The organism is Cytobacillus dafuensis, from assembly GCF_007995155.1.
Classification (GTDB): Bacteria; Bacillota; Bacilli; order Bacillales; family Cytobacillaceae; genus Cytobacillus; species Cytobacillus dafuensis.
Map to the genome: position 1 here is coordinate 4,209,638 of NZ_CP042593.1, position 26,927 is coordinate 4,236,564.

Consider the following 26,927-nt stretch of genomic DNA (forward strand, 5'->3'; position numbering starts at 1 on the left):
ACAAATATGTTTACTGTTCGATGATGACAGCTATTTCCTGACCTGCATCGAGAAGGTCTTCGTCCTCAACAAAGAATTGTGCAAGGACTCCCTCTGTTTCCGCTTTAATTTCATAAAAATTTTTCATCACTTCCACTAGGGCAATTACGTCTCCTGCCTTAACCGAATCTCCTTCTTTTACATATACATCCTTATCAGGAGCTGGTTTACGGTAAAATACTCCTGGAATAGGGGTTAGCACTGTTTTTTGCTCAGCCATTTTTTACTCCTCCTTTATGTCCTAAAACTTGCTGCTTCATTTGATTGATTTTGCCTTGATATTCTTTTCGTATCTCAAGAGCTTTGTGAATATTCACAGCCACAAACCGAACCTTTTCATTCGTTTTGATTTGGGCCATCTTATCTAAGTCCGTACTAATAATGGTACAAATCGTCGCATACCCTCCGCCTGTCACCGCATCGTTTAACAAAGCAATCGGTTCGACGCCATCTGGTACCTGGATGGACCCAATTGGATAGCCTAGGTCAACAACATTTGATGGATTGCTGCCTGCTCCAAATGGCTGTTCTCGCTCAACAAAATTCAAGCGTTCTCCTTTAAAACGATAACCAACCCGGTTCGCTTCTGGAGTAACTGTCCAGTCAATAGAGAAAAAGCGTTCCTTACTCTCTTCCGTTAAACGATAACTGCACAATCCTAAAACAACACGGATCTCATTTGTTTTTGAAAACGTCGGAATGAGTTCATCACTAATACGGGTTCCAACGGCTATCTCTGATTCGTTTTCTCCGCCGATTTTCAATTCATCTCCTGCTTGAAGAGCACGTCCTTCAAAGCCACCAATGCCACACAATGTGTAGGTAGACCGTGATTCCATGATCAGCGGTACATCAATCCCGCCAGAAACGGCTAAATATACACGAGCTCCTTGTTTAATAAAATCAAATGACAGTACATCGCCAGCCTTGACCGCTAGTGTCTCCCACATAGGAACTGACTGACCATTGATTTTTGGCGGCATCTCTCCTCCCGTAATGGCAACGTTTACATCTTGTTGAAATTCTAAGACTGGTCCCATATAGGTGATCTCGAGAACGGCAGCATGATCCTTGTTTCCAACGAGTAAATTACTTGCCAGGTAAGAATATTTATCCATTGCACCGGATGGAGGCATTCCCACTTCATAATGACCAATTCTGCCGTGATCTTGAACAGTTGTTTGAAGCCCAGGATTAATCACTTTAATCATGCGTACAGCCTCCTTAGCACGGAATCTGAAAATGCTTTTGGATTTTCAAGTACCTCTTGCGGTTTAAAGGTTATTTCCTTTGTTAAATAACGGAAATCTCCATTTTCAACTTCTCTTCGAATTTCCTCGTATTCTTCCATCGAAATGCTTCGATATCTGAAAACATCCCCTTGTCTAGGGAAGGTCATCGATTCTTTGAAATCATGCAAACGCTGTTCTTTTTCAAAAATCGGTGCTGCTGCAGTGCCAAACAATTGATACCCCCCTGCACCTTGTACCGGGTAAATAACAGCAAATGCACCTCCAAATCCAAATGCTCTCTCAGGCGTATACGTTCGAGGACGAACATATTTCGGCGCTTCGATTTGCTGCTCATTCGGAACCATTTGATAGCACCATGGCAAACCCGGAACAAAACCAATCATTGAGACGAGATAAGGACTATCCGTAATGGCTTTGATTAGCTCTTCTTTTGATGGAAAGCCGTTAGTACGGGCCACATATTCAAGATCTGTCGCTGTTGGGTCCTGATGTCGGTCTCTAAAACGCATCAACGCTTCATGCGTCCAAGGATCTTCGAATAAAATCGGAACATCAACTGCACGGGCTGTAATTTCAAAATTCTCTAAGGACACCTCTTGTTCAAGTTCTTTCAATTTTGAAATTAATTCGTCAGGGTGAATGATATCTGGATTAAAACGAATCATATAGGAAGCATTTGAGGGGCAAATATCCAGTATTCCAGGTAGCTTTTCCTCTCTTAAAGTCTTTGTAATGGCCATTGCCTGAAAATTCGTTTCCAGGCTCATTGCCTCAGATAGTTCAACAAAAATAAACTCGTCACCGCCATATTCATAACGGGCCAACGGACTTCACCTCACTATAAGTATTTATCGCGCTCATGAACACCACATTCTATGGCATTCGCCCGACTAGGACTTCATGTCCCTCGAACTATTAATATTGCAATTTCCATGCCAGTTTTATATTTATTGATTTTTCAGATTATTAGTTGGTGTGGCATTATAAAAGCATTAATATCTTTCAAAATTGAAAGTTTATGTTTCATTATTGAAAGTGTATGAAGGATTTTTTTCTGAAAAATAATTTAGTTGCGGATATCTATTCGGAAGTGGCGGATATATTGGAAAAGTAGCGGATATATTAGGAAACTTGCGGATATCTATTCAAAAGTAGCGGATAAGTACTTAACTGACCGATATATCTTAAAAAGTGACCGATATAACTAAAAAAGTATCCGAAAAATTTTAAAATCTGACCGATATCTATGGAAGTAGCCATAAAAATTGAAAAAAAGACTGCAACATCCTTTATTTAAAAGAGATATTGCAGTCATTTTTAATTAATTTCTATTAAACACAACTAATTTCAGTTCTGTCATTTCTTCAATCGCATACTTAATGCCTTCTCTGCCGACTCCACTTTCTTTAACTCCACCGTAAGGCATATGATCCACACGGAAGGTAGGAATATCATTAATCATGACCCCACCTACATGCAATTGTTCTGCAGCAGTTAAGGCGGTATGAACATTATCCGTATAAATACCAGCCTGAAGCCCGTATCGGGAATCATTCACAAGCTCAATTGCCTCGTCTACAGATTTCACTTTATTAATCAACACAATTGGGGCAAAAACTTCCTGGCAAGAAACCTTTAAGCACGAATCTGCTTCTAATAGAACGGTAGGTAATAAAATATTGCCTTCCGCTGTTCCTCCCACTGCAACTTTTGCGCCCTGCTGCTTTGCTTCCTCAATCCAGTCAAGGGTGCGTTCTACATCCTTTGGCGTAATTAAAGCTGAAACATCCGTCTGCGAATCAAGCGGATCACCGATCTTCAGCTGCTTCGTGGCTGTAACAAATTTTTCAACAAATGCTTCATATTGTTCTTCATGGACATAAACTCGCTGCAAGGAGATACAAACTTGACCTTGAAAACCAAAGGCACCTGAAACACAGCGCGAAATGATTTTATCAATATTTGTATCCTTATCAATAATAACCGCTGCATTCGATCCGAGCTCCAGCGTAACACGCTTTAATCCAGCTTTATTTCGGATTCCGATACCCACCTCAGGACTGCCGGTAAAAGAAATCTTTTTTACTCGATCATCCTTCACAAGCTTTTCTCCAATTAGCGCACCGCTTCCTGTTACGACATTTAAAGCTCCTGCTGGCAGCCCCGCTTCTTGAAATAATTCCGCAATAAACAAAGCCGATATCGGTGTTTGGCCTGCTGGTTTTAAGATAACGGAATTACCTGACGCAATGGCTGGCCCAACTTTGTGAGCAACTAAATTCATTGGAAAATTAAAAGGGGTGATCGCTCCAATCACGCCAATTGGTTCACGAACTGTGTAAGCAATTCTTCCTTCCCCGCCTGGTGCTGCATCAAGCGGTATCGTTTCTCCATGAATTCGTTTCGCTTCCTCTGCAGCGAATTTATATGTCTGAACCGTTCGAGCAACCTCCGCTCGTGCGGCTGAAATCGGTTTGGCTGCCTCTGTGGCAATAATCTCAGCGGCTTCATCTGCCCGCTTTTCTAATAGGGAAGCCACTTTTTCTAAAATTTGAGCACGTTGATGGCTTGGCATATCAGCCATTGTTTTTCTCGCCTGAAAAGCAGCCGCAAGCCCCATATCAACCTCTTCAACGGTTGATGTTGGTATCTCTGCTATAACCTTTCCACTGTAAGGAGAGCTAAGAGGTGCATACTTACTTGCCTCCACCCATTCTCCATTAATGAATAATTTCTTCTTCATCTGTGGTCTCTCCTTTAACTTTAATTGCTATTATTGTTTACTACATTATTATATTCTTCTAACATACGAAACTTCTATTATTTTGGCTAGTTTAAAAAGCAGTTATATTAATACTTCGGCTTCTACTGCAGCAATAGTATCATGAAGGATATCAATCATTCTTTCCATTTCTTCCTTGTTAATGATTAAAGGCGGTGAAAATACAACAGTATCTTGATTATCGAAAACGACCGACCTGCAAATAAGTCCTCGCTTAGCCGCTTCCGTTACAATGATAGGAGCTACAGGTGTTTGAAACCTCTCATTTGTCTTTCGGTCTTTTACAATTTCAATTCCACCCATTAAACCTAGACCTTTTACCTTGCCTACGATCTGCCGCTCGCCTTGAATCCACCTGAACCCTTTAAGCATTCCGCTTCCCATTATTTCAGCATTTTCTATCAAATTTTCCCGTTCAATAATTTCAATATTTTTTAACGCAACTGCGCAAGCCATTGGGTGTCCGCTGTACGTATAGCCATGCAAAAGAGTGCCTGTCGAAAGCTCAGTAAAATCTTGATGAATTTTTTCCGAAAGCATTACTCCTCCTAATTGTGCGTACCCACTAGTTACTCCCTTTGCAAAGCACATCATATCTGGTGTCACACCATAATGTTCAATTCCAAAATATTTTCCAGTTCGGCCAAACCCTGTTATCACTTCATCCGTGATAAATAAAATGCCATACTCATCACAAATGCTTCTAACTTCCTTAAAATAGTTTTCCGGTGCTACATGAAGCCCACCTGCTCCTTGTACTGGCTCTGCAATAAAGGCAGCAACCGTTTCCGGACCCTCTGATTCAATAACTTCACGTAAATCCTGAGTTGAAAAGTGGTCTGCATAGCAGAAATCTGGATCAAAAGAGTTGATAAAGTCACGAAAAGGCTTCAAACCGGTAGCACTCGTCGATCCCATGGCAACTCCATGATAGGACTTTGTTCGCGAAATAATCTTTCTTCTATTCGGCTGCCCTTTTAATATCCAATAATGGCGCGCTAATTTATAGGCTGTATCATTTGCTTCTGAACCACCAGAAGTAAAGAATGTGGCACTTAAATCCCCAGGGGCAATTTGGGCAAGTTTTGCTGCCAATCGAATAGCAGGCTCATTGCTATAGGTAGCAAAGCAGGATGAGAAAGCGAGCTTTGACATTTGTTCCATTGCCACTTTCCCCAATTCCTCTCTTCCATGCCCTACATTCACATTCCACAGAGAAGACATCCCATCAATTACTGTATTTCCCGCCATGTCTTTCAGCATGACCCCTTTTCCTTCTGTAAAAATAAAGGTTGGTCCATGATCTTGCTGTTGTTTAATAGGAGAGGTCGGATGCAGAAAATGTTTCTTATCTAAGTCCATTAATTCTTGAATAACATTCACATCTTTTATCATGTTTTAGTTCCTCCTAAAAATTATAGTTTCGTTCTTATATAAGTAGTAAATGCAAATTTTATGCCAACTTTTTATTGGTTGTCTTAATTTTTTGAATATAAAAAAGAGAAATATATCCTTAACAAAAACGAACCCTACCAAAAGAAATATCAAGAAGGCCAATGCAAAAATAGTTACTTAAAAGGGAATAATTCCATTTTCCAAAAGAATACAATTAACCTGTGTATGATTTTTTTGATCATTAAAGGGGGGATTGAATTGCCCATTTTGGAAGTAAAGGAGCTTCGAAAGTCGTTTCAATCGGTAGTGGCTGTGGATTCAATTAGCTTTTCCGTAGAAGCTGGTGAAATATTTACGATTATTGGTCCTAATGGTGCCGGGAAAACAACAACTCTGGAAATGATTGAGGGGCTGCAAAAACCAGATAGCGGAGAAATCCAACTGAAGGGAATGAACTGGAAAGGCGATTCGACGCGCATTAAGCAAATCATCGGTGTCCAGCCGCAGACGAGTGCCTTGTTTGACCTACTTAACGTATACGAAAGTTTAGATGTGTTTGCAGGGCTCTATGAACGTTCACGCTCCATCGATGAGGTTTTGGAATTTATTAATTTAACCGACCATCGAAAAAAATTTGTCAAAACCTTATCTGGCGGGCAAAGGCAGCGGCTGGCGATTGGAATCGCACTAGTCAATGATCCTGATATTCTATTCCTAGATGAACCGACAACAGGACTAGACCCGCAAGCACGCAGAAACATATGGGATATTATCCTCAAACTAAAAGGCTTAGGAAAAACGACCATTTTAACAACGCATTATATGGAAGAAGCCGAAAAGTTAAGTGATCGTGTTTGTATTGTTGACCAAGGCAAAATCATTGCCTTAGATACTCCGCAGAACTTAATACAGCTTTTAGCAAAAGAACGTGAAATTCACCTGACTTTTCCTTCTAGTATGAAAGACGCCCAGAAAATGGTTCTGATGGTTAAAGCGTATCCTGGGGTAACAAAAGTGCATACAGATCAAAACAAGCTCATTTTTTCAACAGCAAGCCCAGAAGAATCACTCTATCATCTTTTTAAATATACGACAGAGAATCAAATCCTCGTTCAGCAAATTGGGATTAAAGATTTAAGCCTTGAGGATGTTTTTATTACATTTACAGGGAAAGAGTGGAGGGACTAAACAAATGAAACAGTTTCGTAAGCTCTTTGAGGCGAATTTCAAATCAACTTTCCGCGAAAAAGCAGTATGGGGCTGGTCCATCGCTTTTCCCATTTTACTTATGGTTATTTTCCTGACTATTTTCGGTGGATCCAATGACGGCGAATCTACCTTTGAGGCTCATATTGTAACAGTTATGGAAGAACCGAATGAACTTGCATCCAGAATACAATTAGTATTGAAACAAATACCAGTACTTACGTGGGAAAAGGATTCGACCGTTAGCCGTGCAGAGGCAGCGGAGTGGCTAAAAGAAAAAAAGATTGATGCAGCAATTGTTCTTCCAACTAGTCTTGACGCAAAGGGTGTAGAGCTACTATTAAATAAAGAAAAAGAAAATTCCATACTGAATCAAGCAATGGGCGGTATTCTTAACGGTGTTCTTCAAGAAGTGAACTATCAAATTGCAAATGTAAGTCCTCAGCTTACTTTGCAGACAAAATATATTTCATCTGGAAGTGATAAGCTGAAATATGTGGATTTCCTTTTCACCGGGATGATTGCTTTATCCATCGGGCAAGCAGGGTTATTTGGGATGGTTGGTATGATTGAAATGCGCAGAAATGGTCTTTTAAAACGATTAATGCTGACACCCATCTCGATGGGTACATTTGGACTAAGCCAGACTTTAGTTCGCCTCATACTCTCGATCATTCAAATTATCATCCTCACATTCATTGGCGTCTTCTTTTTTAAAGCTTCCTTACATTTAAATATTCTTTCTTTTCTAATCGTATTTATAGTCGGAACGATTACCTTCTCTGCTTTCGGCTTTATGATTTCGGCTTTTACGAAATCAATGGACGGTTATATGGGGTTAGCCAATATTTTCAGCTTACTCATGATGTTCTTAAGCGGCATCTTTTTCGAGTTATCTATGCTCCCTAGCTATATAAAACCCATTGCCGTCATTTCCCCGCTCACTTACTTTGCTAACGGGATTCGAGATAGTATGGTGTATGGCATTGGGATCATGAACTCGAGCTTTTGGGTTAATATCGGCGTACTTGTATTATGGGGGATCGCAACATTTGCTGTTGGTGCGAAGTTTTTTAAGTGGAGAGCGTAAGAAGGACTTGGATCTAAAAAGTTACTTGCAATTTAACAGTTTTTTAGAATAAGCAAAACTAGTTCCAAACAAATTTAATAAGAGGATGAGATTTTAAACGCTCATCCTCTTTTTCTAGCATTAAAAACTTTCAAACTTTAATATCAAATTGTTTTATTTTATTGTAGAGGCTTACCCTGGAAATACCTAATTTTTTGGCTGCAGCGCTTTTATTTCCATATGTTTCGTGAAGGGCTTCTATAATTCTATCCTTTTCCAACGTTGCTTTCTCGAGGGCTAATCCTTCCTTGTTCATTTTTTCCTGTTTAATACTAGGAAATATATTAATGACATCTTCTGCATTAATTGCAGATTTATCAATAAAGATGATCATTCTCTCCACAACATTTCTTAGTTCTCTTATATTTCCTGGCCATTTATAGCTCATAAACACTTCCATTGCACTATTCATAAGCGTTGGAAGCTCCTTTTGGTATTTGACAGCAAATTCTTGAGCGAAATTTTTGACCAATTCCGGAATATCATCAATTCTCTCTCTAAGAGGGGGAATTTTCAATGTAACAACATTTAAACGATAATATAAATCTTCTCGGAATGTCCCCTGTTTGACCATTTCTTCCAAATCGCTATTCGTCGCTGCAACGATTCTAATATTCACTTTTACCGAGGTATTTCCGCCAATGCGACAAACTTCTCTTTCCTGGAGAACCCTTAATAATTTCACTTGCATATCAAGTGGAAGCATACCAATTTCATCTAAAAATAAAGTACCACCGTCTGCCATCTCCACTTTTCCCGCTTTCCCTTCCTTATCTGCACCAGTAAAAGATCCTTTTTCATAGCCAAAAAACTCACTTTCAAAAAGAGCATCAGGAATAGCGCCGCAGTTAATCGGAATAAAAGGCTGATTCTTTCTTAGGCTGGCTTCATGGATTCCTTGAGCAAATAGTTCTTTCCCTACTCCACTTTCACCTTGAATTAAAACCGTAGCATCCGTTTTCGCAACTTTTATAGCTAAGCCCTTTGCATTTTGTAAAGCATCACTATGCCCTTTAATTTCCGATAATGGACCTATTTGTTCATGCAAATGATACTGTTGCTTTATTTTTTGTAATTGGGTTGTCGTTAAAGTTAACTTCTCATTTAATTTCACAATATTTGTTATGTCTTGGTCGATCGAGATGGCTCCTATTAAATTCCCCTTATCATCAAAAATGGGAGAGGAACTAATCAAAACATGCATATCTGGTCTTGGCTGATGATACACGTTCGAAACGGCTTTCTTTGTTTCTAATATCTCGAGTATTTTCAAATCTTCTATTTTAAAAAACTTGCTTATTTTCTTCTGCTTAATATCTTTAAGCGGGACTCCATAAATTTGCTCAGCCTGTGCACTCCAATATTGCACTTCCCCTAATGCATTAATAATTGTTATAGCATCAGAACTTGTTTCCATTAAAGCATTTAAATAATTAAAGGAATGATCCAATGACAAATCATTCATTCCTTGCACCTCCCGCTGTCACTACTGTAAATGTAAAGGTGTATTTACAAAAGTGTAAATATAATGAACACTCCCTATTGTACAAGGACTAGAAATCGTTTGCAATGTTAGGATTATCCCTAATTATTCGAGTTGGCATAAAATTTGCACATTAACTGCATAGTCACTATTAATATCATCAGGAGGTTGCAAATATGATGTTAACTTTGGAAAATTATATTCAAACAATTGATGCCCATACGATGGGAGAGGCAGCCAGAATTATTGTTGACGGTCTTCCGAACGTTCAAGGGAATACAATGATGCAGAAGAAACAATATTTAGAATCCGAATTGGACCATATTCGTAAACTTCTTATGCATGAACCAAGAGGTCATTTAAATATGTTCGGTGCCATATTAACACCGCCTTGTAATCCTAATTGTGATCTCGGTGTCCTATTTATGGATAGCGGCGGTTATCTGAACATGTGTGGTCATGGTACGATTGCCTCTGTCACAGTTGCCATAAATAATGGCCTCATCGCTAAAAAGGACAAGGTATTCCTTGATACACCTTCCGGAATTGTTGAATGCCATGTTGCATATGAAAACGATAAGGTGAAGGAAGTTTCCTTTATTAATGTTCCAGCGTTTTTATTTAAAAAGGATGTAAGCGTTTTAGTAGAGGATTTAGGGGCAATTAAGATGGATATTGCGTTTGGGGGAAGTTTTTTCGCCATAGTGGATGCTGAACAATTCAATCTTAAGTTAGACATTGATGAACAAGATCAAATTGCGGCAATTGGCATAGCCATCAGGAAAGCAGCCAATGAACAATTGGTTATCGAGCATCCCGAAATTCCGGAAATAACGACCATTGACCTTGTTGAATTCAGTCTTCAGCTAGATGAAAATCATTATAAAAATACCGTTGTTTTTGGAGATGGCCAAATCGATAGATCCCCTTGCGGAACAGGAACATGCGCAAAACTATCAACCTTGAAGCTTGAACTAAATGAGCAAATTATTCAAGAAAGCATCATTGGATCTCAGTTTAAAGGTGAAGTCGTTGATTTTACAAACGTAAAAGGAATTAAAGCCATCATCCCAAAAATCACAGGATCTGCATGGGTAACAGGTGTTCATAAGTTCTTATTAGACGAGACAGATCCATATGCAGAAGGATTTCTATTAAAATAATTTAACCAAATAAATAAATTGGAAAAGTGCTTGTCGCTGCAGTAGAAAGAGCAAAAAATGGAGGTAATTACTTTGGGTTTAACGAGAGACTTTTTTATGATGCTATCACAAAATAAAGCTCTTAATAGCGGGGCTAAAAGATGGGGCTTAAAACTTGGCGCACAATCTGTTGTTGCCGGAACAAATATAGAAGAAATGGTCGAAAGCGTCAAAAAGTTAAATGAAAATGGCATTTCGGCAACAATCGATAACCTAGGTGAATTTGTTTTTGAAAAAAAGGAAGCAACAGAGGCTAAGAATCAAATTCTTGGCGTAATTGAGGCCATTCATAAAAATAATTTGGATGCCCATATTTCCTTGAAGCCTACCCAGCTCGGCTTGGATATTGAATATGGCTTCTGTTTGGAGAACTTAAGGGAAATCGTTGCAAAAGCATACGAGTATAATATTTTTATTAACTTTGACATGGAGGATTACGGTCATCTTCAGCCATCTTTTGATATTATTGATGAGCTTTCGAAAGAATATGATAATCTCGGCACAGTTATTCAAGCATACTTCTATCAATCTGAAGAAATTATAAAAAAATATGAAAACTATCGCTTAAGAATCGTAAAAGGTGCTTATAAGGAGCCTGAAAACTTAGCCTATCAAGACAAACAAGATATTGACCGAAACTACATCAAGTTAATTGAATATCACTTGTTAAACGGGAAATTCACATCAATCGCAACCCATGACCACCATGTCATTGATCATGTGAAAAATTTTGCGAAAAAGAGTAATATTCCGCAAGAAAAATTTGAATTCCAAATGCTGTATGGATTTAGAAAAGATTTGCAGCTTAAGCTTGCCAAAGAAGGCTATAATTTCTGCACATATGTCCCATTCGGAAATGATTGGTATGGCTATTTCATGCGCCGATTAGCTGAACGTCCACAAAATCTCAATCTCGTTGCCAAACAAATGTTTTCTAAAAAAACAAATACACTCATTGGACTTGGAGCTGGAGCCTTTATATTAGGAAGATTAAGCAAAAAATGAATAGTGTAAAAACTAAGATGACTGAAATGTTATAATACTACTATAATATTTATAATAGTGCGGATGGTGAATATCCATCCCTCTTTATTAAAAGTCATCCTCGATTTGCATCTTAAGGAGGAGAATAAATGGAAAAGAAAGTATCATTTTCGCAAGTGATTGCAATTGGTCTCATGCTCTTTGCTATGTTCTTAGGCGCTGGTAACGTTATATTCGCTCCGATGGTAGGCCAACAGGCAGGAACAAATACTTGGATTGCCATGGGTGGATTTTTAATTACAGGTGTAGGTTTAGTTTTACTAGCTATCATAGCTTTAACACGCGGAGGAGGAACAGTTGAAAAACTTTCAGGAAGAGTTCACCCCTTGTTCGCTACCATATTCTCAATTTTACTATTCTTAGCGCTTGGGCCGATTTATGTAATCCCGAGAACAACTTCTGTCGTATATGAAATTGCCATACATCCGTTAATTGAAGCGAAATCAAATGGCAGTCTTTATTTGTTTATTTTCTCCGCTATATTTATCGTTCTAACGATCCTGCTTTCATGGAATACAACAAAATTTGTCGATCGGCTTGGAAAAATAATCACCCCTATATTCGCAATATTATTATTATTGCTAATTGGAAAATCAATTTTTACACCAATGGGAAGTATTGGACAGCCTCAAGGAGAGTATATTCAAAGCGTTGACGCTTTTTTGAAAGGGTTTGTACAAGGTTACTACACGATGGACGTTCTTGCCGCGTTTGTATTTGGAGGAATTTTCATTAAATCGATCAGTTCCTTAGGAATAAAGTCTGAAAAGGAAGTATCAAAGCTATTTATTAAAGCAGGAATCGTGACCATTATCGGCTTGGTAGGGCTGCAAACCTCAATGGCATGGATTGGTGCTTCAAGTGTCGACGCCATTGGGTTTAAGGAAAATGGAGGAGAAGTGTTAGCACAAAGCTCCAAAGTTCTATTCGGGCAGATCGGAATCTATATCATCGGGACCATTATATTCTTAACAGGAATCACAACAAATGTTGCCTGCTTAGCAGCTGTATCCGAATATTTCGAAAGAATTGTCCCTTCCATTTCTTATAAAAAGTGGTTAATTCTCTTTTCCATTTTAAGCTTAATCATTACAAACTTTGGTCTCAACAAAATTCTAACATTAGCATCTCCTATTTTGCTTTTACTCTATCCTTTGGCCATTGCTTTAATCGTTTTAATATTTACAAATAATTTGTTTAAAGGTCATCAATCGGTTTATATTGGAACAATGATTGGTGTGGGATTTGTTGCCATTCTTGATGCTTTAAAGGACGGCATTATTGCACCGGAAACCATTAATAACATCTTCGGTTTCATTCCTTTATTTGAAAATGGCGCTGGCTGGATCACCACAGGTCTTATCGGATTTCTTATTGGTTTGATTGTAGCCAAATCAAAGAAAGAATCTGACAGGACGATTAAAATGGCTAGTTAAAAGTTTATATTTATCGCAGATTAACGGGTAGTAAGACCCCCACTTCAATGATTCGAGTAAAACAAAGAAGAGTAAGTGGGGGATCAACTGCCCGTAAAGGCCCGATAAGTTCAACTAACAATCAGTAGGGGATGAGGAAAACCCCCACTGATTGAAGTTTCACTTTATGTCTCTTCACCACTGTCTGTGATTACCACACGATCCAAGAATTAATTTAGCTAGATTGGTTCCCAATCTAATGTAGCTCCTTCTTCAACTACCCTCAGTAAAACTGAAGAAGGATGACTAAGTTTGTTTAACACTGGTGAATCACATATTTCCTTGTTCTCCAGTCGTGGGACAACGCTATTCTGATGTATTTTTTCAACATGTAGAAAATAACTATCTTAGTGAAATGGAAAACACTTACGAACCCTCCTGTTATGTTGAGTGACGCTAACATGATTGCCAGGAATTCGTGAGTGTTTTCTTATTATATGGAAATATCCATATGTATTAAAAATTACAATTCATATAATCCTCTTTTAGTATGCTATATATTTCTAAATCAACGACTCCTTTTCCAGACCAAATCGTCGCTTGTCTTAGCAATCCTTCCTTCATAAAACCATTTTTCAAAAGAACTTTTTTGGAAATCTCATTTGCTGGCATTACCTCTGCTTGAATTCTATTCATATTCACTTCTTCAAATAAAAATTTGACTACCATACGAACAGATTCTGACGCTATGCCCTTACCCCAATTGTCTTCTGCTAAATAGTATCCTAAAGTAACCATGTTCACTTTTTGGTTAAAGTCCATTAATTCAATAATTCCAACCAATTTATTCACTTCAGTCTTTTGAAAAATGCCCCACTTGATTCGGCTTTTCTTATGATAATCCCTTTCAAAATGACCAATCATTTTACTTACCGTTTGCAAGTTGTTTTTTGGAATGATCCCACAATATTCAAATACTTTGTCATTGCTGTAGATCGTATATAATTCCTGTATGTGGGCCTCTTCCATTTTCTTTAATACTAAACTTTCAGACTCCAATACTGGGAAAGCTGCAAATACCTGATCAATATTCATGTTATTCTCCTTTATTCCTTAATAGGTATGTAAATCCTCATTTTCATTTCATTTGGAAATGAGGAATTTAAGACATCCGTGACCTCAAAATCTGGTCCCTCTCTTCTTTCATAGTTTGAATTTGGCAGCCATGTTCCATAGATGTATCTTCTTGTGTTCTGAACTAAATCAGCTGGACCGTTGATTTTGAATTCAGCATATTTACCCTCTGGAATTTCAACATGAACAAAACCATTTTCTAATTCTGCAGTAAATTCTTGTACTGCTTCTCCAACAATGAACGAGAAACGGCCATCATCATGAAAGTTAGTAGAGATCCCGTATGATATATTAGGTGCTATTTTCTTAGGAATCCTTAAATAATATTCATTTCTTCCAAAATCAAAATATAAACCCGGAATTTCCTCGAAATACTTCTCATTATTTAAGTTCGTTTCGTACTCATAACCAATTATATATATCTTGTTTAATTGAATGATTTCAGGCCTGTTTATCATCAAATCTCCCTCCATCTTATTCTTATAATCTAAAAAGTTCATTTTGTTTTGATAGCTTACCTTCGTTTCTCCCCTTCGATATCTAGCCGGAGTCATACCATAACGATTTGTAAATGCACGAGTAAACGCTTCTTGCGACCCATATTGATAAGAAATTGCTATTTCTAATATGTTCATTCTTGTCTCTTTAAGTAAAACCGCAGCCTCAGACAGTCTTCTATTCCTAATATACTCTTGAACAGAAAACCCTGTAATCGCTTGAAAAAGCCGCTGAAAATGAAATGCGGAAAAACATGATTCTGAGGAAATGTTATGAATATTCATTCAGCTTGAAGATTATTTTCGATGAAATCAATTGAGTTTTGTATTCTCTCAAAGTAATCCACTATCCAACACCTCTGATATACTCAAATTATATCGTTCGAACAATAGATTTTTTTGATAATTTGTGCTATTTCTCCCTATTTTAACCTATCCATTGTTTATATGAATTAATTTTCAATAGTATTTAAAATAGAAGATTTTCTTTCTGAAATAATAAAAAACCGATTTTCTCCCTAAGGACAATCGGTTTTTTTATAACATAATGCTATATAATTAATGAATTAATGAGGCTCTTAGAATATTTATGCCATTTTCCAAATACCCTTTTAAACAAGTTAACATATAGACCCAGCCTTCTTTTTGTCCTATCATTTTGCTTACTATTTCGGGGTCATCTTCTTTCAAACCAGATTCATTTACTTCAATAATGGTACTCGTATGATCCAAATCTTTTAGTTCAATTGTAACAACCGTTTCTTGACCCTCTTTCCCCCAAGAAAAAACGATTTTCCTATTTTTCTCAACTTCTAAAACATTTATTACCACTTCTGCATTGTATTCATCATATCTCCAAATAATTTTCTTACCTTGTTCCACTCTTGCAGTTCCCGATGAAAACCAATAATTAGCCATTTTTTCAGGGTCTACTATGGCTTCAAAGACCTCATTAGCTGGCTTAAGTATTTTTAATTTTGTAATGACTTGAGTGTCCATACTATAACAACTCTCTTTCGGTATAATGATTTTTCCTTTATATCCTTATTTAACACATTATATACTTTCTACTAAAAAACCTCTTTAGGAGAACAACTTCAGCTACGCATTTCTTTTATTTGTAAAAAAAATTCTTCTAATTATATAACGATAAGAAGTATTAATCTGGTGGCCAAAATAAGTAATGTTTTATTTACACAGGATCATACTTTATTGAAAAAAAATATCGTTGAACTGCTAGTTTCATCCATATATTTTAAAAAAAGTTTAATTTTTCTATAAAAATTTGAACTATTTCCCTTTTTTATTCGTATAACTATTAGAACATTAAGATGGAGTCTTTTTGGCTCCTAAGCAGGAGGAGAATGAAATGGGAAAAAAAGTAGCAAAAACAATTAGTTCATTAGTGTTAGCAAGCTCCCTTGGATTAACTGGTGTAGTAAGCAGTTTTTCTTTAGGCGAACATCGTGTTTCTGCTGAAGAAACTATCAAAGAAATTGATTATGAAAAAAGAGCGAAAGAGTTTGTTGAGATTGCTAGAGTAAACAACTGGGATGCGGCCTATCAGCAATTAAGTAAAAACCTTCAATCCGTATTATCCAAAGACCTTTTAAACAGCTATTGGACAAACCTATTAAACTTATACGGGAAAATCACAGAAACAAAGTTCAAAGATTTAAAGAATGATGGGGTACACACGAAAGCTACGTTCTCTATGACGGCTGAAAAAGGTCCTTTTGAGCTTGTTATCCTTTTTAATAGTGAAGGGAAGGTAGATGAGTTTTATACTGATATGATCTATCAACCCAACAGCTTCTTAAATCCATCTTACAATCACCCAGAAAACTATACTGAAAAACAAGTAACCATCGGCGAAGGAGAGTTCTCCCTGCCTGGAGTACTAACAATTCCAAAGGGGAATGGCCCGTTTCCTGTCGTTGTACTCGTTCATGGTTCTGGTGCTCATGACATGGATGAAACGATGTACTCGATAAAGCCTTTCCGTGATATCGCTGTTGGACTTGCCAATGAGGGTATAGCTGTTCTTCGTTATGATAAAAGAACAAAAGTTCATCCGATCAAATCCAGTTTGAAGCCTATGTTTTCCATTCAAGAGGAAACAGTACTCGATGCAAATCTAGCTGTGGAAAAATTAAAATCACTGCCAGAAATCGATTCTAAAAATATCTTTGTTCTAGGACACAGCCAAGGTGCTTTTGCTCTTCCACTTATAATCAATAATGATAAGAAACAAGATATTAAAGGTGTTATCGGAGCAGCAGGACCAGCAGGGAAGTTTCAAGATTTACTGCTATGGCAATTGGACCAAGCAGTTGAAAGAGCCGAGAAAATGAATATGCCTAAAGAGCAAATAGAAGCAATGATGGAACAATTTGCACCTTTGAAAGAGTCATTAGCTTTGCTTAATGATCCTAAATATTCAAAAGAAAATCTGCCTGCTGTATTCAAAATAGGAAATCCTTACTGGTGGTTTGATATCCGTGACTATGTTCCAACTGAGCTTGCTAAGGAGCAGACTGTACCGACGCTACTTTTACAAGGTGGCAAAGATATTCAAGTGCCAGCTTCAGAGCTTGACAGCTGGAAAACAGAGCTTAAACAAAGAGACAACGTAGAGTATAAAGTATATCCAGATATGTATCATATGCTGGCAGACTTCCCTGGCCAGCCAAATGGACAAACAGAGTATATGACACCTAGCAATGTCTCACAACAATTCATTTCAGACATTGCCAAATGGGTGAAAACTGGCAGCATTAATTCTAAGCCCGAAGAAGGCAATAAACCAGAAGAGACTAACCCAGATGTACAAAAGCCAACACCGAAAGTATACTGGGATGGCCTATTAATGAAAAAAGGTCAGATCGGTAAAGTATCCATTTCAAAACCGATTAACCTTTGGAAACGTCAAGGTGATAAACTGCAATTTGTTAGAGTTTTAAAGCCTGGTGAGCAATATCGTGTGTATAGATACGATATTAAACACGGCGGACAATATGGCCTTGGAGGGGACTATTACATAACGAATCTCAAAGGCTATGTGGATTATAAAACACCATCCAAAGCAAAATTAAGAGAACTACACAAATAATAGGCATATACTTCATAGATACCCAAAGGCCCTCCATTCAATTTCGGAAGGGCCTTTTATTTTCGTATTTTGCTTATTTTCTATATTTTTAGCAGGAAAAACGGTTTTTATAGAAGAATACATTTCTAACAAATAAAAAGGAGAGAATACTATGAAACAACGTCATGAAGTATTATTTACTCAGTTAGAGAGCTATCGAAGCGAGATTCTACATGTATTAGAGAATGTTTCAGAAGAGGATGCAGAAATAGTTCCAAAGGATTTCAATAATAATATCCGTTGGAACCTGGGCCATATTTATCTGGACCAAAATTTATGGATCCAAGCAGTTACGAAAGAAAAGGCAGATGTACCTGAACAATTTCATTCTTGGTTTGGGTTTGGAACCTCTCCAGCTAACTTTACCCCTGAGACACCTTCATTAGAAGAGCTAAAGAGCTTACTGCAAAAACAACCATCTCAAATAAAAAAGAAATACGGTGAACGATTAGAAGAGGAGTTTGCTCCAACTGAAATGGGGATGCATACCATTGAACAAGTATTAATTCGCACTATTTTTCACGAAGGAATTCATTTACAAGCAATTCTTAATTTGAAAAAAAGTATAAACGACTAAAACAAATCTTTATGCTGATAGTCGAGGTGCATTCATAGTGAATGCACCCGATTGTTATAGGACCAATACACATGTACATACTATTTCAAGAAAAAATAGCCTGTAATTTTCTAAATTCCACATGTATAGTTACAGTAATAAATTTCTTGAAGGAGTGTTCACTATGTTTTTAAAACTTACCAAAGAGCAGCATCAATTAATGATATCAGACATTCAATATTTCTTTTCGCAAGAAAGGGATGAAGAAATAACTGAATTTGCTGCAGAAAGAGTATTAGAGTTCGTTAAGGAGTCACTTGCTCCACATTTCTATAACGCTGCTGTCTTAGATGTCAAACATGTTGTGGAACAGCAATTTTCTTCACTTGAAGATGAAATATTAACGCTAGAACGGCCGACTAATAGGTAAATAATATTAAAAGGGTGAATTAGATATCATTCACCCTTTTCAGTGCTAGCAAACTTCAGATAGCTTACTATCATAATAACTAATTTCTTTCTGAACACATTTAGCCCATCTTATCAAAGTTAATATTGCTTCATTCACATTTAATTACAGATGCCAACTCTATTTTCTTTTCCTGATAAAATGCGATAAAGCTCCTCTAATTTTTGAATCTGATAGGTTGGAATAATGTCTGTGTGATTGGGCTTCATTTCTGGGTTAAACCAACATGTGTCTATACCAGCTTGATGACCACCTTTAATATCCGCACTGAAGGAATCCCCAATAATTAATGTTTGTTCCACATCAAAATTAGAAATTCTTGCAAAGACATAATCAAAAAATTCCTTCATTGGCTTTTGGTAACCGGTGTCCTCTGAAACAAAAATATCCTTAAAAAACGGATATAATCCTGAATCACGCAGACGCTTATCCTGAGTCTTTGATACACCATTTGTCACAATATATAAGTCATAATGGTTATGCAAGTCTGTTATTAATTCATAGGCTCCACTTATAAGCTGATGCCCTTGTTCCAAGTAGGTACGATAATTTCTATCTAGGACTGCCCCATCCACCTCTTTTCCATATTCCTTAAATAAAATAGAAAAGCGTGTGTTTACAACCTCATCACGATTTAGTTTTCCTTCTTCAAAGGATCTCCATAGACCCTGATTAATTTTTTTATACCGCTCTTCGATTTCAGGGGTTAAGGGAAAACTGTGCTCCTCGAAAAGTAATCTTAACGCTAATCTTTCTGCCTCACCGAAATCCAACAGTGTATCATCTATATCAAATAATAAAGTTTTGTATTTTTTCAATTGTCTCTCTCCATTTTTCTGACTTTACCATACTGTTAATAGTTTAACATTTGATCCTTTGAGGCATCTTTAGCCTCTCAATCATTCCTATACAAGTTACTACTTCTATTAAACCACTGAATCAATACCTATGGCTCCATATTATACAAAAAAATAGATTTACCTTCAAAGAATAGTCTCATAGTCCATGAAACAGGAATCAATCTTAGGAATACCTATACAATTAGCCCAAAAATAAAAGCGAGGAAGAAAAATTTTAATTTTTTCTCCCCTCACTCTTTGTTTATATAGTAGCTTCCTTAAACGGTATTGCAAAATCCTTTTCCTTCTTCCTGAATCAATTCGATTACCTCGTGATCAAGCCCCTCATAAAATACGGTAACCCAGCCATTTTCCAGCTTGATAGGCCCTTCTAATGGATAGAGTCCCTTACTTCTCAGCTTGTTCATCCAAATTTCTAATCCTTCCACTTGCCACGAAATGTGTATAGAACTAAACGGCACTAGACTTTCCTCTGCTTCAATTAATTCGATTCTAATATCTTCTTTTTTCAGAAATGCGATTTTCTCACCGGGTAATGTAAGATATTGCTCAATTGTAAAATCAAACATCCTTTTATAAAACTGGATGGAATCCTCTAAATTTCGAACCTGAATACCTGCATGATGCCATTTCATTTTTTCTCATCCAGCGGCAAAATCAAATTCATATCGCCAAACTCATGCCATAGATAACCAGCAGTTAATGCCTCTCTGTATGCCCGCATTAAAAAATCTTTATCTATATAGGCTGTCAGCAGATCCAGATGACTGGCTTCCGGTTCATGGAAACCTGTAATAAGTCCATCGACCGCTTTCAGCGGGTATCCTTTTTGAATATAAAGACTTGTAATTCCTTTCTGTGCTTCAACATTTCCAGTGGCATTGACAGCCGTTTCAAGCGCCCGAACAACTGTCGTTCCTACTGCAATGACACGTCCGCCATTTTTTTTCGTTTTGTTTACTAGTTCTGCTGTTTCTTCTGGAACGCAAAATTGCTCAAAATGCTTACTTGGATTAGGCCAACGGTCGTTTCCGTAATAGCTTAAGCCTGCATGAAGCTGAAGATAAGCGATGTTCACACCACTTTGCTTCAACTTATTGAGAAGCTTCCAGGAAAAAGCTCTTCCAGCAGAAGGCATTTCCACGGAGCCTGGGACAGAAGCATAGACTGTTTGATACATTTCTAACGGCCAAGGTGTTTCAATATATTCATAGTGCAGCGGCTCCCCGAATCGATAAATCGCATCGTATAAATCTAATCCGCTCTTTGAAAAGGAGAGAATGATCAAAGGTGCCTCTGTTCCTAGCCCTGTAATCGTCGCTGTTAAATCTCCAGGTAAATTTATTATTTCTCCTACAGTCACGACTCCACCAACAATAAGTGCTTCCCAATCCGCATCAGAAACTTTTCGGGATAACCGAATTTCTATCGTTTGCTTTCCTTGTTTTCCTTTTAACACTGCTGGAAGAGTTCGACTATTATTTAGTACAAGCAAGTCTCCCTTACGCAAACAAGAATCGAGCTGATAAAAATAATGGTGGGAGCTGTCACCAGTAACAGTATCGAGTGTCATTAATCGCACATGATCCCGCTGTATCCCTCTATATTCTGCAGGGACACTCGCATTTAAATATTCAGGTACTTGGAAGGAATGAACCGTTGCCGTCATAGAACATCCCTCTTCTCTTGTAAAAAGGTCTGTGCTTCAAACCGCTTCCCATTCACTTCCATCATTTCATCTAACGCAAGGTGAACAAATACTTTTGCAACCTCATTCGGGTCACCAAGCTCATAATCACAATCCGGAACCGCAATCTCATGCATCTCCGTATTCATTTCACCTGGATCCACCATCCCCATACTAACACCTGTATCTTGCAATTCATCAGCCCATGTTTGTGTTAAGCCTTCTACTGCAAACTTAGAGATACCATACGCTCCCCATTCGGCAAATCCTGTTTTTCCTGCTTCCGATGTTACATTAAGGATTCTCCCTTTATTACGTGTTAACATGCCTGGTAATACACGCTTCGTGACAAGGAAAGGATTCAACACATTCACCCGAAGCACTTCAGAAAATTCATGATCCGGATAATCAGCCAGCAGCGTTGGCCCCGGTCCAAATATTGATGCATTATTAATTAGGACATCTATGCTTCCAAATGCTTCTTCTACAATCGATACGAAACGATTAACATCCTTTACGTCAGTACTATCAGCACTTACTGCGATGACTTCAGCGCCGAGCTCCCGTGCTTCTTGTTCTACCTCACGCAACAGTCCTTCCCCTCTTGCACAAATGGCAAGCCGCATCCCTTGTTTTGCAAATGCCAATGTCAATGCTCTTCCAAGACCTTTTGATGCTCCAGTAATCATGACAACCGCTTTTTTGTTCATATGAATCTCTCGCTTTCTTTATTTTTCTTACTTTTATTTTAGAAAAAGAAAGCAACGGTAACATCGGGAGGTCGGAGGAAGACTGTTACTAAAATGGGATGATAAACGTCTACAACTTTTGAATGAGAAAATCAAACTCGTTAATCAATATAAGTGACAAATTCATCAACTGGTTTACGATATCCCCTAGGTCTTCTGCTTGAAACCTTTTCTTTCCCAATCGTTATCATCATAACAACTTCTTGCTCATCACTTATATTTAAAACATCCTTAACGGCTTCTGAATCAAATCCAATCATCGGACAAGTATCCCATCCCTTATCCTTTGCAGCCAGCATGAACATCATCGCAGAGAGGGAAGCATTTCGGATGGCCTCATCTCTTTGAAATATTTCACCTCTGTTTATATATAATGAAGTTGTATCTTCAACCTCATGATCATATTCTTGTTTATTAAGAATTCCTAACATGAGTAAACCTTCATTTATTCTTGCCGCGTCTTTATAGGCTAATTTATCTCCTGTTACGATTATGACGGCAGAGGATGAAAATACTTTATATTGACCATATGCTGCTGCTCTTAACTTTTCTTTATCTTCATTATCTGTAACAACTAGATAATTTGCATGCTGCAGGTTAAAAGCGGACGGTGCAAACTTTACCATTTCAAATATTTTGTTTAATTCTTCTTTTGATATAGGATGATCAGGCAAAAAATTACTTGCTGACCTTCTTTCTTTTATTAATGCTTTAAATTCTGTCAATGGTTTTCACTCCTGTTTGATGACTCTCCATAGAATCTTTTTCTTATTTTTTTGCTGTATGTTTCTTGATTGCTGGCAGGATATCTGTTGCAATCAGTTCAATATTTTTCGCAATTTTATCGAATGGTACGCCACCAAAGTCAATTTGGGCCATAAATCTTTGTTGACCGTATAATTCATATTGATAGAGCATTTTTTCAATGATTTGCTGGGGGCTGCCAACCATTAACGCATCACGATAGTCAATTGCTTCTTCAAATTGTTGCTTTGGATAACCTCCGCCTCTTAAAGCCCGCATGCCTGTATTGATGTGTGGGTAGTATTCACTCAGTGCATCCTGTGAATTTTCCGCTGTGTAGAATAGACTCGTTGTAGCAATTGGCAGTTTGCTTGAGTCAAAGCCACTTCGCTCTAATGCCTCACGATACGCATCTACAGAAATTTTAAAATTAATGGCTGGACCACCAAGCGTCGTCAGCATCATCGGTACACCTGCATCGCCTGCTTTAATGGCACTTGCCGGTGGGCCACCTACAGCACGCCAAATCGGCATATGGCCATTTGGGGGCTGTGGAAGAATATAGGCATTTTCCAGTGGCGCACGAAATTTTCCTTCCCACGTTATTCTATTCTCGTTATTTAACTTCATTAGAAGTTCCATTTTTTCTTCAAATAATTCCTCATAATCACGGACATCATAGCCAAGCAAGCTATATGCCCCAATTCGTGAGCCGCGCCCAGCAACAATTTCAGCTCGACCTCTTGAAATTAAATCTAATGTCGCAAAATCTTCATACACACGAACGGGGTCTGACGTACTTAACACCGTTGCCGAACTGGCAATTTTAATATTTTTCGTTGCTTGTGCAATTGCCCCTAAAATGACCGTATGTGCTTGGGTTGTAAAATGCGTTTGATGACTTTCTCCGACAGCAAATACGTCTAGTCCTGCCTCATCTGCAAGCTTACTTGCTTCGATTAATTCATGAATACGCTGTTCGGCGCTAATACGACTTCCTGTAAATGGATTTAGTATATGATCACCAATCGAATATAAACCGAATTCGAGTCCTTTATTTGGATCAATGCGATATTGTTCCATTGTCATCCACCCCTTTTAATCAATTGGTTTTAATCCTGCTTCAATTTCTGCACGTTTATCTTCTAAAAATGGCGGTAAATCTAATTTTTTTCCTAATGCTTCAACCGTTGAATCAACCGTAAATCCAGGTCCATCTGTCGCCATTTCAAATAAAATTCCATTCGAATCACGGAAATATAAGCTTTTGAAATAAAAGCGATCGACAACGCCTGTTGATTGGAAGCCTTGTTCTTTCACCACTTCGTCCCAAAACACGAGCTCTTCCTCGTTCTTCACACGAATCGCCAAATGATGAATGCTTCCTCGACCTGGCTTTTCACTCGGTCCCACCTGCTCCTTCACTACAATTTCACCAAATGCTTGACCGGCAACAGACTGATAGATAGCCTCTTGATCTGAACGAGCCACTTCTTCATAGCCAAGCATATCCCTTAAAGTTCTTGCCGTTCGATTCAAATAACGTACAGTAATCTCCACAGTCCCCATTCCTAAAATACGTTGCTCCAGATCGACGCTGGAATCTTCCCATGCCGACCAGTATGCGGGTGTCTCTTCGCCATTATTATTAAGTAAAACAAGGCGCAGCCCTTCCGTATCCTCAAATGGAAGTGCAGCCCGGCCAGCATACGTAGTGATTTCTCCATGCTTAACATCGAATTGCTCAAAACGCTTTTTCCAATATTCCAGACTTTCAAATGATGGAACAAGCAAACCAATTTGAGTAATGGCATTTGTGCCACGAATCGTTCTTCCCGCCATCGGCATTTCAAAGAAAGATAGCTCTGTCCCTGCACTCCCCGTTAAATCTCCGTAAAACAGGTGATACATAGAAGGGTTATCTTGGTTAACAGTCTTTTTTACTCGCCTCAAACCTAATACTTTTTGATAAAATTGATTATTTATTTGAGCATTTTTTGTAATCATTGAAATATGATGATGTCCAGGAATTTTATACATTATGAATCCTCCCTATTTTTAACTTGATTAATCAAGTGATGATGTAAAAAAAAATTACTCAAGCGGTAATTCTTTTTTTAGGCTATGTTTATGTACACGAGTTATCAGCGTGTACAATGTTTTTGTTTCTTCTTCATTTAATACATCATTAAAAAATGACGTTTGAAACGCTAGTTGAGCTGGCAAAGCCTCTTGTAATATCTCTTCACCCTTTTCCGTTAAGCTAATTGTTTTCGTTTTCCAATCTTGCTTCCGTACAATATAGTCTTCTTTCTCAAGCCGAACGAGCATACGAGAAATGCCACCTTGCGTGACCGTTACTTTTTCAGCTAATTCCATCTGCGTGAGTGGCTGATATACATGAATTTGCACGAGTACATCAAATTGTGCTGTAGTTAAATCAAAGCGCTTTAAAAAATCATTCGACAGCTGGTTACTATGGTTCGTAAAACGCATTAAACGTAACCAGATTAATGACCCCAACGTATTATTGCGCATTTCACTTCCCTCCCCATCGTTAACCTTAATATCACTTTACTACTCAATTGAAGAGAAATCAAGATAAATATCTCGGATTCGAGATATTTTTATCTTTTTTGTAAAAAGTGACTTAAATCCTAGATTCTCTTCTCATTTATCCATACTTTCTACAATTTTATTTAATATGATGTTTTTGAAAAATGACGTAAAATGAAGACATCCAATTTACACAGGTGATTAAAATTGAATAAACTTTCCATAAAGATTGGTACACTGTTTTTTTTAATAATATTTTCCTTAGAAACGTTCATGTTTTTCTTTCTGCACTCCGCAATGGTTGATTCAAGAGTGGAAGAAGAGCTGTCTGCATTACAAGCAAGAGGGAATTCCCACAGAGCCATTCTTGAAAAACATTTTGATGCTAACACCATCGCTCATATTACCCTTATGGAATCAGAAGCGAACACTGATGTCGTTATCACAAACCGGAACGGAAAGGTGCTAGACTCTTCCGACAAAGTTGACCAATTTTATAAGTACTTAAAAATGACAAATTCTAAAATTCCAAGGGAAGGAAAAATTGTAGAAGGAAACTGGCGAGAAGAGCCCATTATTGCCACTGTTAGTCCAGTTGAACAAAATGGAGAAGTTGCAGGGTATATTTATATGTTCCAAGATACACAATCCGTTCATGCTTTAATCGATCGTTTGAATGAACATTTTCTACTTGCCGGATTGATTTCCGTTAGTTTAACAGTTATTATTATTTTCTTTCTTTCAAAAGCTCTTACTAAACCATTAATAAAAATGAAGGATGCCACTTCCCAAATCAGCAAAGGAAACTTTGATGTTACTCTGGCGAAAAGAGGAAACGATGAGCTAGGAGAGCTAGCCAAATCGATCCAATTGTTAGCAAACGATCTAAATTATTTAAAGAAAGAACGCAATGAATTCTTATCGAGCATTTCGCATGAACTAAGAACTCCATTAACCTATATTAAAGGATATACGGATATTGTCCTAAAACGAAATCTGCCTATTAATGAACAGCAAAAATATTTAAATATTATTCTTGAAGAGACCAATCGACTTTCGGATCTCATTAAAGATTTATTTGATTTAGCGAAAATTGATAAGAATACCTTTATCATCGAGAAGGAGCAAATAGACCTAAATGAATTCCTGTTAACCATTGAAAGAAAACTTTCCCCGGCTTTTTTGGAAAATAAAATGAGATTGGAGATTATCTGCCCTTCTAATGTTTTTATTAAGGCAGACCCTTCTAGATTAGAACAAATCATCCTTAATCTTTTAGATAATTCAATGAAATACTCATCCAAAGGTGGAGTAACTGCAATAAGCGTGACAAAGCTCAAACAATCTGTTCAAATAACCATAAAAGATACTGGCAAAGGAATACCTGAAGACGATATTCCATTTATTTTTAACCGATTTTATCGTGTAGATAAGTCCCGAACGAGATCTTTGGGAGGCACCGGACTTGGACTTGCCATTGTGAAAGAACTCGTTGATAAGCACGAAGCCGAAATTACTGTTAAAAGTGAGTTAGGAAAAGGTACAGAGTTTTCATTAATATTTAAGGGGTAGAAAA

General features: G+C 37.6%; 25 protein-coding genes and 1 pseudogene. 9 read left to right on the forward strand and 17 right to left on the reverse strand.

The annotated features are described in order from the left end of the window. Positions 1 to 10 precede the first annotated feature (10 nt). The 5 genes from FSZ17_RS20160 to FSZ17_RS20180 all read right to left on the reverse strand — a co-directional run bounded on the left by FSZ17_RS20160 (position 11) and on the right by FSZ17_RS20180 (position 5,469). Positions 11 to 259, reverse strand: coding sequence for an acetyl-CoA carboxylase (locus FSZ17_RS20160; protein ID WP_057773708.1), 249 nt, complete (start codon positions 257 to 259; stop codon positions 11 to 13). Beyond that, positions 252 to 1,250, reverse strand: a complete 999-nt coding sequence (locus tag FSZ17_RS20165) for a 5-oxoprolinase subunit C family protein (protein WP_057773710.1) — start codon at positions 1,248 to 1,250, stop codon at positions 252 to 254. The genes FSZ17_RS20160 and FSZ17_RS20165 overlap by 8 nt, the downstream gene beginning before the upstream one ends. After that, positions 1,247 to 2,116 (reverse strand): 5-oxoprolinase subunit B family protein, encoded by an 870-nt coding sequence (locus FSZ17_RS20170; protein ID WP_057773712.1) that lies wholly within the window; start codon positions 2,114 to 2,116, stop codon positions 1,247 to 1,249. The genes FSZ17_RS20165 and FSZ17_RS20170 overlap by 4 nt, the downstream gene beginning before the upstream one ends. 497 nt (positions 2,117 to 2,613) lie before the next feature. Further along, positions 2,614 to 4,035: an aldehyde dehydrogenase family protein gene (locus tag FSZ17_RS20175; protein WP_057773715.1), complete on the reverse strand. Its 1,422-nt coding sequence runs from the start codon at positions 4,033 to 4,035 to the stop codon at positions 2,614 to 2,616. Positions 4,036 to 4,137: 102 nt separating this feature from the next. Beyond that, a complete protein-coding gene (locus FSZ17_RS20180; RefSeq protein WP_057773717.1) occupies positions 4,138 to 5,469 on the reverse strand; it encodes an aminotransferase family protein in 1,332 nt (443 codons plus the stop codon). 258 nt (positions 5,470 to 5,727) lie between these two features. On the opposite strand from FSZ17_RS20180, the gene FSZ17_RS20185 reads away from it, so the two are divergent. Then, complete coding sequence (locus tag FSZ17_RS20185; RefSeq protein ID WP_057773719.1) at positions 5,728 to 6,657, forward strand: ABC transporter ATP-binding protein; 930 nt, start codon at positions 5,728 to 5,730, stop codon at positions 6,655 to 6,657. A 4-nt stretch (positions 6,658 to 6,661) separates the two neighbouring features. After that, the gene (locus FSZ17_RS20190; protein ID WP_057773721.1) at positions 6,662 to 7,765 is read left to right on the forward strand and encodes an ABC transporter permease; all 1,104 of its coding nucleotides are present in this window, start codon (positions 6,662 to 6,664) and stop codon (positions 7,763 to 7,765) included. Positions 7,766 to 7,895: 130 nt separating this feature from the next. On the opposite strand, the gene FSZ17_RS20195 is transcribed toward FSZ17_RS20190, so the two are convergent. Continuing rightward, positions 7,896 to 9,269 carry a sigma-54 interaction domain-containing protein gene (locus FSZ17_RS20195; RefSeq protein ID WP_057773723.1) on the reverse strand — a complete coding sequence of 458 codons (1,374 nt, stop codon included), beginning with the start codon at positions 9,267 to 9,269 and terminating at the stop codon, positions 7,896 to 7,898. A 194-nt stretch (positions 9,270 to 9,463) separates the two neighbouring features. Between FSZ17_RS20195 and FSZ17_RS20200 the strand changes: the two genes are divergently transcribed. The 3 genes from FSZ17_RS20200 to brnQ all read left to right on the forward strand — a co-directional run bounded on the left by FSZ17_RS20200 (position 9,464) and on the right by brnQ (position 12,969). Then, positions 9,464 to 10,450: a proline racemase family protein gene (locus FSZ17_RS20200; RefSeq protein ID WP_228460242.1), complete on the forward strand. Its 987-nt coding sequence runs from the start codon at positions 9,464 to 9,466 to the stop codon at positions 10,448 to 10,450. A gap of 96 nt (positions 10,451 to 10,546) precedes the next feature. Continuing rightward, complete coding sequence (locus tag FSZ17_RS20205; protein WP_228460368.1) at positions 10,547 to 11,494, forward strand: proline dehydrogenase family protein; 948 nt, start codon at positions 10,547 to 10,549, stop codon at positions 11,492 to 11,494. A gap of 128 nt (positions 11,495 to 11,622) precedes the next feature. Continuing rightward, positions 11,623 to 12,969, forward strand: a complete 1,347-nt coding sequence (gene brnQ / locus FSZ17_RS20210; RefSeq protein WP_057773729.1) for a branched-chain amino acid transport system II carrier protein — start codon at positions 11,623 to 11,625, stop codon at positions 12,967 to 12,969. Positions 12,970 to 13,464: 495 nt separating this feature from the next. On the opposite strand, the gene FSZ17_RS20215 is transcribed toward brnQ, so the two are convergent. The 3 genes and pseudogenes from FSZ17_RS20215 to FSZ17_RS20225 all read right to left on the reverse strand — a co-directional run bounded on the left by FSZ17_RS20215 (position 13,465) and on the right by FSZ17_RS20225 (position 15,578). Next, the gene (locus FSZ17_RS20215) at positions 13,465 to 14,043 is read right to left on the reverse strand and encodes a GNAT family N-acetyltransferase (protein ID WP_057773731.1); all 579 of its coding nucleotides are present in this window, start codon (positions 14,041 to 14,043) and stop codon (positions 13,465 to 13,467) included. Between the two features lie 11 nt (positions 14,044 to 14,054). Then, a pseudogene (locus tag FSZ17_RS20220) lies at positions 14,055 to 14,926 on the reverse strand (AraC family transcriptional regulator). A gap of 211 nt (positions 14,927 to 15,137) precedes the next feature. Next, positions 15,138 to 15,578 (reverse strand): SRPBCC family protein, encoded by a 441-nt coding sequence (locus FSZ17_RS20225; protein ID WP_057773733.1) that lies wholly within the window; start codon positions 15,576 to 15,578, stop codon positions 15,138 to 15,140. Between the two features lie 370 nt (positions 15,579 to 15,948). Here FSZ17_RS20225 and FSZ17_RS20230 point away from each other — a divergent pair, with 370 nt between their 5' ends. From FSZ17_RS20230 to FSZ17_RS20240, 3 genes are all read left to right on the forward strand, one after another. Beyond that, positions 15,949 to 17,691, forward strand: a complete 1,743-nt coding sequence (locus tag FSZ17_RS20230; protein WP_057773735.1) for an alpha/beta hydrolase — start codon at positions 15,949 to 15,951, stop codon at positions 17,689 to 17,691. 151 nt (positions 17,692 to 17,842) lie between these two features. Further along, positions 17,843 to 18,307: a DinB family protein gene (locus FSZ17_RS20235; protein ID WP_057773737.1), complete on the forward strand. Its 465-nt coding sequence runs from the start codon at positions 17,843 to 17,845 to the stop codon at positions 18,305 to 18,307. Positions 18,308 to 18,470: 163 nt separating this feature from the next. Beyond that, entirely contained in the window at positions 18,471 to 18,716 is a 246-nt protein-coding gene (locus FSZ17_RS20240; protein ID WP_057773739.1) for a DUF2164 domain-containing protein, read from the forward strand. A 140-nt stretch (positions 18,717 to 18,856) separates the two neighbouring features. Here the strand turns inward: FSZ17_RS20240 and FSZ17_RS20245 are convergent, their stop codons facing one another. The 8 genes from FSZ17_RS20245 to FSZ17_RS20280 form a co-directional block, all read right to left on the reverse strand. Continuing rightward, positions 18,857 to 19,573, reverse strand: coding sequence for a YjjG family noncanonical pyrimidine nucleotidase (locus tag FSZ17_RS20245; RefSeq protein WP_057773741.1), 717 nt, complete (start codon positions 19,571 to 19,573; stop codon positions 18,857 to 18,859). 299 nt (positions 19,574 to 19,872) lie between these two features. Then, entirely contained in the window at positions 19,873 to 20,250 is a 378-nt protein-coding gene (locus FSZ17_RS20250) for a VOC family protein (protein ID WP_057773743.1), read from the reverse strand. Further along, positions 20,247 to 21,284 (reverse strand): S-adenosylmethionine:tRNA ribosyltransferase-isomerase, encoded by a 1,038-nt coding sequence (locus FSZ17_RS20255; protein ID WP_057773745.1) that lies wholly within the window; start codon positions 21,282 to 21,284, stop codon positions 20,247 to 20,249. The genes FSZ17_RS20250 and FSZ17_RS20255 overlap by 4 nt, the downstream gene beginning before the upstream one ends. After that, positions 21,281 to 22,012 carry an SDR family NAD(P)-dependent oxidoreductase gene (locus tag FSZ17_RS20260; protein ID WP_057773747.1) on the reverse strand — a complete coding sequence of 244 codons (732 nt, stop codon included), beginning with the start codon at positions 22,010 to 22,012 and terminating at the stop codon, positions 21,281 to 21,283. The genes FSZ17_RS20255 and FSZ17_RS20260 overlap by 4 nt, the downstream gene beginning before the upstream one ends. 140 nt (positions 22,013 to 22,152) lie before the next feature. After that, positions 22,153 to 22,776, reverse strand: coding sequence for a nitroreductase family protein (locus FSZ17_RS20265; protein WP_057773749.1), 624 nt, complete (start codon positions 22,774 to 22,776; stop codon positions 22,153 to 22,155). 43 nt (positions 22,777 to 22,819) lie between these two features. Continuing rightward, positions 22,820 to 23,878 (reverse strand): LLM class flavin-dependent oxidoreductase, encoded by a 1,059-nt coding sequence (locus tag FSZ17_RS20270; protein ID WP_057773751.1) that lies wholly within the window; start codon positions 23,876 to 23,878, stop codon positions 22,820 to 22,822. A 15-nt stretch (positions 23,879 to 23,893) separates the two neighbouring features. Then, positions 23,894 to 24,835, reverse strand: coding sequence for a ring-cleaving dioxygenase (locus FSZ17_RS20275; protein ID WP_057773753.1), 942 nt, complete (start codon positions 24,833 to 24,835; stop codon positions 23,894 to 23,896). 54 nt (positions 24,836 to 24,889) lie between these two features. Continuing rightward, the gene (locus FSZ17_RS20280; protein WP_057773755.1) at positions 24,890 to 25,333 is read right to left on the reverse strand and encodes a MarR family winged helix-turn-helix transcriptional regulator; all 444 of its coding nucleotides are present in this window, start codon (positions 25,331 to 25,333) and stop codon (positions 24,890 to 24,892) included. 225 nt (positions 25,334 to 25,558) lie between these two features. Here FSZ17_RS20280 and FSZ17_RS20285 point away from each other — a divergent pair, with 225 nt between their 5' ends. Then, positions 25,559 to 26,923, forward strand: coding sequence for a sensor histidine kinase (locus FSZ17_RS20285; RefSeq protein ID WP_057773757.1), 1,365 nt, complete (start codon positions 25,559 to 25,561; stop codon positions 26,921 to 26,923). Positions 26,924 to 26,927 lie beyond the last annotated feature (4 nt).